This window comes from Nostoc sp. (genome assembly GCF_036918015.1).
Taxonomy (GTDB): Bacteria; Cyanobacteriota; Cyanobacteriia; order Cyanobacteriales; family Nostocaceae; genus Nostoc.
In genome coordinates, this window is the sequence record NZ_JBALEO010000020.1 from 39,640 (window position 1) to 49,824 (window position 10,185).

At 38.9% G+C, this 10,185-nt stretch carries 14 protein-coding genes and 1 pseudogene; 4 read left to right on the forward strand and 11 right to left on the reverse strand.

Annotated features, from left to right (window positions below; all coding sequences use genetic code 11):
• Positions 1-10 precede the first annotated feature (10 nt).
• Complete coding sequence (locus tag V7K61_RS05560; protein ID WP_335051690.1) at positions 11-232, reverse strand: YgiT-type zinc finger protein; 222 nt, start codon at positions 230-232, stop codon at positions 11-13.
• A 181-nt stretch (positions 233-413) separates the two neighbouring features.
• On the opposite strand from V7K61_RS05560, the pseudogene V7K61_RS05565 reads away from it, so the two are divergent.
• Positions 414-1,428 (forward strand): annotated as a pseudogene (locus V7K61_RS05565) (IS701 family transposase).
• Between the two features lie 132 nt (positions 1,429-1,560).
• Here the strand turns inward: V7K61_RS05565 and V7K61_RS05570 are convergent.
• The 6 genes from V7K61_RS05570 to V7K61_RS05595 all read right to left on the reverse strand — a co-directional run bounded on the left by V7K61_RS05570 (position 1,561) and on the right by V7K61_RS05595 (position 4,547).
• On the reverse strand, positions 1,561-2,142 hold the full coding sequence (locus V7K61_RS05570; RefSeq protein ID WP_335051692.1) for a Uma2 family endonuclease: 582 nt from the start codon (positions 2,140-2,142) through the stop codon (positions 1,561-1,563).
• Between the two features lie 67 nt (positions 2,143-2,209).
• The gene (locus tag V7K61_RS05575; protein ID WP_335051694.1) at positions 2,210-2,596 is read right to left on the reverse strand and encodes a type II toxin-antitoxin system VapC family toxin; all 387 of its coding nucleotides are present in this window, start codon (positions 2,594-2,596) and stop codon (positions 2,210-2,212) included.
• Positions 2,593-2,823, reverse strand: coding sequence for a type II toxin-antitoxin system VapB family antitoxin (gene vapB / locus V7K61_RS05580; RefSeq protein ID WP_335051696.1), 231 nt, complete (start codon positions 2,821-2,823; stop codon positions 2,593-2,595). Before vapB ends, V7K61_RS05575 begins: the two co-directional genes overlap by 4 nt.
• Before the next feature lie 163 nt (positions 2,824-2,986).
• The gene (locus tag V7K61_RS05585) at positions 2,987-3,703 is read right to left on the reverse strand and encodes a hypothetical protein (RefSeq protein ID WP_335051699.1); all 717 of its coding nucleotides are present in this window, start codon (positions 3,701-3,703) and stop codon (positions 2,987-2,989) included.
• 29 nt (positions 3,704-3,732) lie between these two features.
• Positions 3,733-3,858, reverse strand: coding sequence for a hypothetical protein (locus V7K61_RS05590; protein WP_335051700.1), 126 nt, complete (start codon positions 3,856-3,858; stop codon positions 3,733-3,735).
• Positions 3,859-3,986: 128 nt separating this feature from the next.
• Entirely contained in the window at positions 3,987-4,547 is a 561-nt protein-coding gene (locus V7K61_RS05595; protein ID WP_335051702.1) for a Uma2 family endonuclease, read from the reverse strand.
• 51 nt (positions 4,548-4,598) lie between these two features.
• On the opposite strand from V7K61_RS05595, the gene V7K61_RS05600 reads away from it, so the two are divergent.
• Entirely contained in the window at positions 4,599-4,754 is a 156-nt protein-coding gene (locus tag V7K61_RS05600) for a hypothetical protein (protein ID WP_335051704.1), read from the forward strand.
• 114 nt (positions 4,755-4,868) lie between these two features.
• On the opposite strand, the gene V7K61_RS05605 is transcribed toward V7K61_RS05600, so the two are convergent.
• From V7K61_RS05605 to uvrB, 4 genes are all read right to left on the reverse strand, one after another.
• Positions 4,869-5,426, reverse strand: a complete 558-nt coding sequence (locus tag V7K61_RS05605) for a hypothetical protein (protein ID WP_335051706.1) — start codon at positions 5,424-5,426, stop codon at positions 4,869-4,871.
• A 211-nt stretch (positions 5,427-5,637) separates the two neighbouring features.
• On the reverse strand, positions 5,638-5,946 hold the full coding sequence (locus V7K61_RS05610; RefSeq protein WP_335051708.1) for a DUF2442 domain-containing protein: 309 nt from the start codon (positions 5,944-5,946) through the stop codon (positions 5,638-5,640).
• Positions 5,927-6,163 carry a DUF4160 domain-containing protein gene (locus V7K61_RS05615; RefSeq protein ID WP_335051710.1) on the reverse strand — a complete coding sequence of 79 codons (237 nt, stop codon included), beginning with the start codon at positions 6,161-6,163 and terminating at the stop codon, positions 5,927-5,929. The genes V7K61_RS05610 and V7K61_RS05615 overlap by 20 nt, the downstream gene beginning before the upstream one ends.
• 186 nt (positions 6,164-6,349) lie before the next feature.
• Positions 6,350-8,347: an excinuclease ABC subunit UvrB gene (gene uvrB, locus V7K61_RS05620; protein ID WP_335051712.1), complete on the reverse strand. Its 1,998-nt coding sequence runs from the start codon at positions 8,345-8,347 to the stop codon at positions 6,350-6,352.
• 254 nt (positions 8,348-8,601) lie between these two features.
• On the opposite strand from uvrB, the gene V7K61_RS05625 reads away from it, so the two are divergent.
• Both V7K61_RS05625 and V7K61_RS05630 read left to right on the forward strand, forming a co-directional pair.
• Positions 8,602-9,066: a hypothetical protein gene (locus V7K61_RS05625; protein ID WP_335051714.1), complete on the forward strand. Its 465-nt coding sequence runs from the start codon at positions 8,602-8,604 to the stop codon at positions 9,064-9,066.
• 348 nt (positions 9,067-9,414) lie between these two features.
• Positions 9,415-9,597, forward strand: coding sequence for a CsbD family protein (locus V7K61_RS05630; RefSeq protein WP_265270000.1), 183 nt, complete (start codon positions 9,415-9,417; stop codon positions 9,595-9,597).
• Positions 9,598-10,185: the final 588 nt, after the last annotated feature.

Here is a 10,185-nt window from a genome sequence, read left to right on the forward strand (position 1 = left end):
TCTTTAATAATTATGCTGCATAGTTATAGACAGGAACTTGAGTGAAGCGATCTGGCTGTTGTCCACTAAAAACAATTTGCTGTAAATGCTCTACAGTTGATGGAGAAAAAAATTGTTCTCCTGTTTCTTCATTCACGTAAGCAGGTACGTTTTCAATCATGAATATCTGTCCATTTAGCTCTAAGGTGTAAGTTACCTTTTTTTCAACTAGTGTTTCTTGTTCATAAGTCATGGTTATCAGGACTTACGCAACTGGCACAGTGCGATCGCTAGCTAGTAGTACATACGTATTTAATTAGCGAGAATGTGTTTGATTGGCTTTGCTCAAATTAGTAACAATAATTAATGATGTATCTTGTTGTTCAAAATTTTATGAGAAAATTGATAAAAGTGCATCAAAAAGTTGGTTAGTGATGAAATTTACTAAACTTAATTATTGTCAATATTTACTGAGCAGCCAAATTAACTATACAATGACTAATCTAGCAGAACATTTGTCAAATATTAGTCATGATAAAATAAATTATTATTTAAAGAATGAAAAATTAACTCCTCGTTTACTTTGGGATAATGTCAAAGATTTAATTGTCCCTGACGAGGATGCTTATATTATATTTGATGATACAGTTTTAGATAAAAGATTTTCGGAGGAAATAGAAATAGTACGAAGACAGTATAGTGGTAATGAACATGGCGTTATTAGAGGGATAGGAATAGTAAATTGCATATATGTTAATCCTAAAACTCTCAATTTCTGGGTAATAGATTATCGTATTTTCAATCCAGACAATGATGGTTTAAGCAAGATTGACCATGTGAAAAATATGCTGCAAGGGCTTGTATACCAAAAGCTTCTACCTTTCGATACAGTTTTAATGGATACTTGGTATGCGGTCAATAATTTAATGCTTTATATAGATAGTCTAGATAAAATTTATTATTGTCCTTTGAAAATTAATCGTTTAGTAGATGATAGTTTTGGTAAAGAAAAATATAAAAATATTGAATCTTTAGAATGGAGTAATGAAGATTTAGAATGTGGTAAAATAATAAAGATTAAAGGATTCCCTGGTGAGAAAAAAGTCAAACTCTTCCGGGTTACTATCTCTACCGATAGAACGGATTATGTCGCAACCAACGATTTATCTCAAAGTTCTACTGATGTTACACAACAGGTGTGTAAAATCCGCTGGAAAATAGAGTCCTGTTCATAGAGAAATAAAGCAACTAACTGGCATTGAATCATGTCAATGTCGTAAAGCTCGTCTTCAAAGAAATCATATTGCTTGCGCTATGTTAGTTTGGCTAAGACTGAAAAGTTTAGCTTATCAAACAGGTGAAACTATTTACAAGCTCAAGCAAAATTTGCTTTCTAATTATTTAATTGGGCAACTAAAACGTCCAGATATTGCTATGTCTTTGGTGTAGTTTTTGGGCGCTCGGTGCGCGAAGCGCACCATTGCTTGTGCCAGTTGCGTAAGTCCTGGGTTATATAACTATTTTTTCACATCCGTCTGTCTCAGGATATTGTTATTTATCCTCCATGTAGACTCTTATTTGCTACGCATCTGTTACTTCGGTTTCAAACTGTACTTGTTTGTACAAATCAGCGATCGCAATTTCTACATCTACAGATTCCAGTCGCAATATATCGCCCAAATTATACTCCGACAGCACCCATTTCCCCTGTTCGTTGCGTCGAAATACTTCTACACCCGGTTGAGCTACTTGTACTAAGACATATTCTTGCAAGGTTGGAGATTGGCGAGATTTAGCAAATTTTTTCCCTCTATCGGCTGCTTCTGTTGAAGGTGATAGCACTTCGATAATTAAGCAGGGAAATTGTACCAATTGTGGATCAGTATCTCGCTCATCGCAAGTCACCACCACATCTGGATAAAAATACTTTTGCCCCGGTTCTACCTGAACCTTCACATCTACAATGTATACTTCACAGGTGCGATCCGTTAAAGCATCATCTAAGAGCTTAAAGAAATTTCCAGAAATCCGATTATGGTTGCGTGTAGCACCACTCATCATTACAATTTCGCCATCCCAATACTCGTAACGTTCTTCTTGGGTAGGTTCCCAAACCAGATATTCTTCTGCACTCATCAAAATGTTGTCGGGTAAAGCAACCATCGGCGCGATCTCTTAATGATTCACTTAATCTAGGATAGCGAAAAAAGGGCGTTCTCTTTTGGTATGACTATTCCCACATCCTCTGAACAGAATAAGCATCGAATTTTTTATCCCTGCTAATAATAATTAAGGAGTGATTGATAGCCTGTGCAATCAACATTCGGTCAAATGGATCGCCATGATGTAGCGGGAGATTCCGAACTTGAACTGTATCGGCAAAAGATATCGGAATTATGAGGATATCTGAAGCGTCGATCGCCGAACCTATCGTTTCATACCTCCGTTGAAGCGATAATTTGCCAAGGTTCAACTTGATGGCAATTTCCCAAAGACTAGCGATGCTGAGATAAACTATATCTGCGGTATTGCTCATCATTCTCAGATTATCGGGAAGACTGGAATCATTTTCAGTTAACCAGATAAAGGCATGAGTATCTAAAAGGAAACCACTCATTCCATGTATTCCTTAAAAACTTCCAGAGGTTCATCAAAGTCATCAGGTAAAGGTAAAACAAAAGTTCCTTTTAAGATGCCAGAACGACGCTTTGTTTGTAGTAAACTCTCTTGGGAAACAGCTTTTGAATAATTCTCAACTAAATATTTTGCATAATGCAAGAGTTCTTGTTTAAGTGGCTCTGGCATTTGATCTAGTGTTTGTAAAATTTCTGCATCAATAGCCATAATTTCTCCTGAGAGGTTCTCCTGCTTGTAATTTTAGGGGAATGAATTTCTGGAAGGGATTTTATTTTTCGGTGTCTTCGGTTTCAAACTGCATTTGTCGGACAAACGTGCATCTTCAATAATTTTCCCTTTAACTTGGTAGCTAAATTTATGTAGTTCATGATTATTTCTCATCCAAGAATGAATCTACAGCTTTTTGCTTCCACTCTGGAAGTTGTATTTCATTTTTATCAAGATACTTTATGAGTGCAGCGTGTGAGGCTTTTAGCATTTTTCTTGAAACTTCCTTGATAAAATTGAATTGTTTATCAACATAAGTCTTTGATATAACCAACGAGTCAAAAAACGGACGATCCTTCCCGGAGGAAAGGATACTTTTATTTTGTGTGATATATGAAGAGGTGTATGTTCCTCCGTGATGAACTAATAAGTTGCGAACTCTGAGCAAATTGCCATACATCTGTATCTCATCTTTAGAAAATGGAGAAATCAAAATCAATGCTCTGTAGAGCGAATTAATTTTTTGTGCAGTACCAAAGTCATACTTCTCTGCAATCATAAAACCAATACTGTAAGAGAGAGCATTACCTAGCTCAAGTACTTGAGTTGGGTCAATACTAATATCCTGTCCGTTTTTTGATAGGTTTCTGAGAATTGATGGCTCTATGTTGATGATTGATGCAAAGTGGTCTTTGCAAAATGCTTCAAAGTACGACACAAGACCAATCACACACAACTCATTTAACTGGCTACCACCAGGTTGATCTGATTGCGCCAAATAAATTTGCTCTAGCCCATCAAGCGTGTAAGAGAAGAAAAAAGGGGCTGTTGGAACTCCTCCAGAAAATAAATCTAGCCAATGATATGAATTCCTTTCCACACACATACCCTATTAATTTTTAGTCCAGTTTATCTCTGAACACCCACAGATAACCGAGGAGACGATACATATACAACTTGTGTCACATCTAAAATCCAGTAATTAATAATACCTGACTTAGCATAGGCGTTCGCCCTTGGCGTTGGCGAAGCCATCGCTTTTACTTCTAGATCATACTTGAGACTGGAATTAGCTATTTCAATTTAGGCGAATATTGGTGAGCATAAGATTCACGTTAACGTCCTAACATTTTATCTCGCAGATGCTTTCTGACGATCGCCTCCTAGATTTTTCGCAACAATTCCCGAATAGCGATCGCACAATCAGGAAACGCTAAAGGTGAAATTGTCACATCCTCTGCAAGTATGCTCTCACTGTGATATCCGTCTGGACTGGGGAGACGATACATATACAATTTACGTCCATTCACATCTAAAATCCAGTATTCAATAATGCCTGATTTAGCATAAGCGATCGCTTTTACTTCGCGATCGTATTTAAGACTAGAATCAGCTATTTCAATCAGTAAAAACACTTCGGAAGCATTGGGATGGTGATCCTCATAATCTAATGGATTCAGCTTCACCACTGAAATATCTGGTTCTGGTTCCGAATAATCGTCAAGTTGCACTGGTGACTGGATTCTTAATAAAACCTTGTCGCCCAAACGTTGACGTAATAACCTTTCTGTGCGGGTAATCGCTGATTCGTGAGCAGTTCCTTTTGCTGACATTCTGATGATTTGTCCCGCGATTAATTCTAAGCGTTCTTCAGGATGAAAAATACCCATTTCCGCCATTTGGTGATATTCTCGAACACTAATTAGGCGAATATTGGTAAGCATAAGATTTACGTTAACTTCCTAACATTTTATCCCGCAGATGTTTAATGGGATGTGCAAGCGGTTTGTTATGCCGCCGCGATGCCGAAGCTTGTTATTAACGGCTCAAATCAGCGGCGGCCAGCAATCTCGAACTCAGCACCAGCGATTTGTAACCGTCTGCTGCAAGGGGCTTGTTGTCGGCGATCGCACTATCGTTGGTGGAAGTAGTTAAGATTGTAACTGGAAAAAGACGTTGAGTTTTCTTGGGTCAACTCTCACCAGACAAACCTTAGACCGTCGGGTGCAAGCGGGTTATTGTGCTGCTGGTAATAACAACTAACCCTACTCTGTAGACATAACATAGCGAGTCTTCGCGCCTTCATGTTCAATGCTTATAGCATATTGAGTTAGAATTTTTTCTGACCACATTGGGTTCACTTCGTCTGCCCACTTTGGTCTTGAAACTTGCAGTTCAGTTTCATCACCAATCCACGGCGGAGCTGGAGTGTTGAAATCTTCACCATTCAACGGGCGATTTTGCCAAGAAATAACTTCATCGCCGAACCTCCCTGAGCCTAGAAACTCACCTTGCTCATCCAAAATTTCTATCCAGCTTCCACTATTATCCCAACCATCATCAAGCAACCCGCGAATTAACAAAACAAATGCTGGCTTTTCTGCAATCGGGATTTTGAGAAAGTACAAATCGCTGAGACTATGCTGCGAATACCAAAAATGGCGCTCAAAAGTATCAGAAATGCTTTTTGGAGTATCCTGCTGAATTATTTTGATTTCGACACAATCGAAACCCACACTAGTAACTATTCCCAGTAATTCAAGACTGGCAATCAGACAATCCTGATACAACTCTGCAAGATTTTTTGATTCGTACCAATCCACGAATCTTCTTCCTGATTTATACCAATCTACAAACTCTCTTTCACAAAAACCTCGAACTGCGAATTTTCGTTCTGACTCCATTATCAAAATACCTAGACTCTGAAACTTCTCATGCCTTAATACTTGCGTCCATTGACATCTAAAATCAAGTACTCAATAATACCTGATTTAGCATAGGCGATCGCTATAGATACGTTCGTGCAGCGACTCGTTAGACTCCTGCTACCCGATTACTTAACCACCTCTGAAAGGATTTTTGACTTTCTGCTGATGGTTGCCCAACAATCAGATTCTTGATGCTAACGTCTTCATCAAGCTGATCCCAGTGGATTCCATTACCGCCACCGATGAAGCGCCAGTTGTTGCGTTCTTCGACTGATCCATGTAAGAGGCGAGGATACCATGCTAATGGAACAGATATAGTACGCCCATCGGATAAATCCGCAGAAAGCGTGTCATCTGTAATTGCCACTTGCTGAATCGTGGGTATTTCAGGCAGTTCAATCGTTAAAGAAGTCATTCCAGCCTACTAGCAATTGCTCTTGATGTTCTTGAACAAGTTTCTGAATGCGGTTAATCTCTGTGCGACTAAACCCTCTATTACTTTGGAGTCGGATAGGTTCAAGCCAAAACTTGGCTTCCTCATTGTCGCGCTCAACGTGTATATGAGGTGGTTCATCACGATCGCCTGCATAGCAGAAAAATCGATATGGGCCGACAGTTAATAGAGTGGGCATTGAAAACAAGTGACTCAAATACCCAAAACATAGCTGATGCATAATTGACTATCAACTGTTAAATACAATCCGAAATCTGCATCAAATCTGTGACATTTAACACTAACCCTTCAGCAAAATATAGTGTTTGACAGTTCTATTTACTCGGTGATGAATAATCGCCTCAGACGATACATATACTTTAGGTTAACGTCCTAGCATTTTATCGCGCAGATGTTTAATGCGATCGCGCAATTTCCCCGCCTCTTCAAATTCCAGTTTTTTCGCCGCTTCTTTCATCTGCGCTTCCAACAAAGTAATCAACCCTGGAATCTGTTCTAATGGCAATTCATCTAGATGTTCATCTACAACTTTCAAGTCAGTTGCATTCAACCGCCGAGATACATCTAAAAAAGCCAAAATCGCATTACTTGATTTTTTCACAATTGGTTGTGGTGTAATCCCATGCAATCGATTATGTGCCGTTTGAATCCCACGCCGCCTGTCTGTTTCATCAATAGCTTTAATCATGCTACCTGTCATATTATCGGCATACAAAATCGCTTGCCCCTGGACGTGACGCGCTGCTCTACCAATAGTTTGAATTAAGGAACGCTCGGTTCTCAAAAAACCTTCTTTATCTGCATCCATAATTGCTACTAAGGAAACTTCAGGTAAATCTAAACCTTCCCGCAGTAAGTTCACACCAACCAATACATCAAATTTCCCCTCGCGCAAGTTCTGTAAAATCTCAATGCGCTCAATAGAAGTAATCTCGGAATGTAAATACCTTACCCTTATACCGTGGTCTTGCAAATATTCGGTTAAATCTTCCGCCATGCGTTTGGTTAATGTGGTAATCAACACTCGTTCATGGCGATCGGCTCTATCTTTAATTTCACCTAATAAATCATCAATTTGTCCTTCTGTGGGACGCACGGAAATTTCTGGATCGACCACCCCAGTTGGTCGAATGACTTGCTCAACTACATGATCTTCAGAAATTTCTATTTCCCAATTTCCAGGAGTTGCTGATACAAAAATACACTGATTAACCTTTTGCCAAAATTCTTCGGCTTTCAAAGGACGGTTATCAGCAGCGCTAGGAAGCCGAAATCCATGTTCAATTAAAACTTTTTTTCTCGCTTGATCGCCGTTATACATCCCGCGAATTTGGGGTACGGTAACGTGAGATTCATCGATAATTAATAGCCAATCTTTCGGAAAATAATCAATTAAACATTCTGGTGATTCTCCAGCTTGTCTTCCTGCTAAGTGACGGGAATAGTTCTCGACGCCGTTGCAATAACCGACTTCGCGTAGCATTTCTAGGTCATAACGTGTACGTTGATCTATGCGTTGTGCTTCTAATAGTTTCCCAGCTTGTTCTAAGTCTAATTTTTGCTGTTTTAACTCGGCGGCGATGTCGTGACAAGCTCCTTCTAAGCGTTCTTCTGGGGTGACAAAGTGACGCGCGGGGTAGACATTCACCGCTTCCAAACTTTTAAGAATTTCCCCTGTCACCGGATCAATGTAGCGAATTGCGTCAATTTCATCACCAAAAAATTCGACGCGAATAATTCGGTCTTCATAAGCTGGGCCAATTTCTAAGACATCACCCCGGACGCGAAATTTTCCCCGACCCATTTCGATGTCGTTGCGGCTATATTGAACATTTGCCAAATCCCGTAAAATTTGACGTTGATTTACTTCCATACCTATCTGAAGAGGGATGGCAGCTTTCAGATATTCTGCTGGCATTCCCAAACCGTAGATGCAACTGATAGAAGCAACGACAATGACATCACGGCGTTCAAACAGCGATCGCGTCGCTGAATGACGTAACATATCTATTTCATCATTAATCGCTGCCGTTTTCTCAATATAAGTATCGGTGACGGGAATATACGCTTCTGGCTGATAATAATCGTAGTAGCTGACAAAGTACTCGACTGCGTTGTTCGGGAAGAAATCTCGCAACTCGTTACAAAGCTGGGCAGCGAGGGTTTTATTATGCGCCAGAACTAAAGTAGGCTTGCCAATTTTCTCAATAACTGCTGCTACCGAAAATGTCTTACCAGTTCCAGTGGCTCCGAGTAAAGTTTGGTAACGATTGCCTGATTGGATACTAGCAGTTAGCTGTGCGATCGCTTGTGGTTGATCGCCTGTGGGACTAAAGGGAGCTTGAAGACAAAATTCTGTCATACAGTTTTGCTGTAAATACCCTATCTCATGGTGACGATTCCGCCCTGTGTCCATTGTAGCTGGCTTCTTAGACTCAAATAAATAGTAATAATTATTTGCAAAAATTAATAATTTAAATTTACTTATGTATCAGTTTTAAATATTCTTATATCTATGTGAGGTTTTTTAAGGTTAAACTTTAAAGTATATGGGAAAAAATTTCATCTTTCCTTAATTATTGTAAAATTCAATTAACAAACTAGAGGTGTTCGTTTATGACTATTAGCAGTGCTGGCAAAGCAATCAGTTCTCGGCAAAAGCCTGCCAAGTCTCCAGGGGAAGCTACAGAGGGAGTTGAAAATCAACAAGACCAGAGCTTGAATGCAGATAAAGTCGAGGAAGTTACTGAACTGCCAGTGGGAGCTTCTGGAACACTCGCCATTTCTGGAATTCGTCCTATAGGCGCTAGCGACTTAGAAGTTGCTGAACACCTCTCAATTGCTGGGGTGCGTCCTGTTAGCACTAGTACGTTAGAAGTAGTTGAAACCTATAACTCAATGGGTATTCGTCCAATTGGCGCTAATACATTCCAAGTAGTTGAAAGTATCAATCTTTCTGGGATTCGTCCAATTGCCTCAAGTTCATTGGTGATTTCTGACAGCTATTCAACATTCGGTAATCGTCCGATAGCACCAAATGAGATTGACAATTCTGAAACCCTGATGGGTTTTCTAGATTAAATAAAAAACATCCCCATAACTTTATTAACCCAGTTTCGTATAGAAACTGGTTTTTTTATTTAAACAGTCAAAAGCAGGGATTACCATATTGACATTTGTTCTATGTCTTTTAGCATAGGTAACTAAACTATTCGTACTTTATTTTACATTCAACCAAAAGCCAGAATGCTTACTACAACTACCTTTCTTAATTACGAATTACGAATTACGAATTACAAATTATTTAATATGCCTTGTGGTGGAAGGCTTTAGCAAAAACTTTAAGCTACTGTTTATAAGTAATCACAAAAGATTTCAAAGTTATAAACTAACTTTGAAATTAATTTTTAATAAAATCAGGAGTACAAAATGAGCATTGAAGATCGCGCAAAGGCTGCTGCTAAAAATGTTGAAGGTAAAGCTCAAGAAGCCTTAGGAAATATCACTGGAGATCCAGAAGATAAAGCCAAAGGTAAAGCAAAGCAAGCTGAAAGTGAAGTACGTCACGGAATTGAAGACGTAAAAGATAATGTCAAGAAAAGCATTGACTAATAATTCATAATTTTTTTGCAGAAAATCTAGGGATATAAATGGGGTGGATTCCATTTTTGCAGAAAAATGCGAATTGTTAAAGAACCAAGCTAAACTCTTTTGATATCCTCTGGGCAGAGGTTAGAGAATAGAGTATCAGCTTGATTGGCAGAATTTTTGTAGAGACGTAATTAATCACGTCTCTGCACTTTCCAAGAAATTTTATTTATTTTATTTAATTTAAAATTTAGATATCACTAAACTATATTAATTATTTCGCTCAACATTTCACTCAACACATAAATCCAACTGAATGACTGCTGATGATATTAGCAGAGCAGGATGATATAGCGGTTATCAGTTTAGTGAGGTACAAGAACCCCACCCCCAACCCCCTCCCCGCAAGCGAGGAGGGGACTATGATGTACTTCGTGTGATTAGGAAACGCTATATCTAAGAGGTTGTTTGAAAAGTGGTTAGGTGTGATTTTATGCGCTTATTGATCCCGCCTAGCCCCCCTTAAAAAGCTATCCATTATAAACATCTTTCTTAATCAGAAAATTGACAAAAAAGAGAAGTTGTGTATAAGGGTGGAAGTCAAAAAATCAC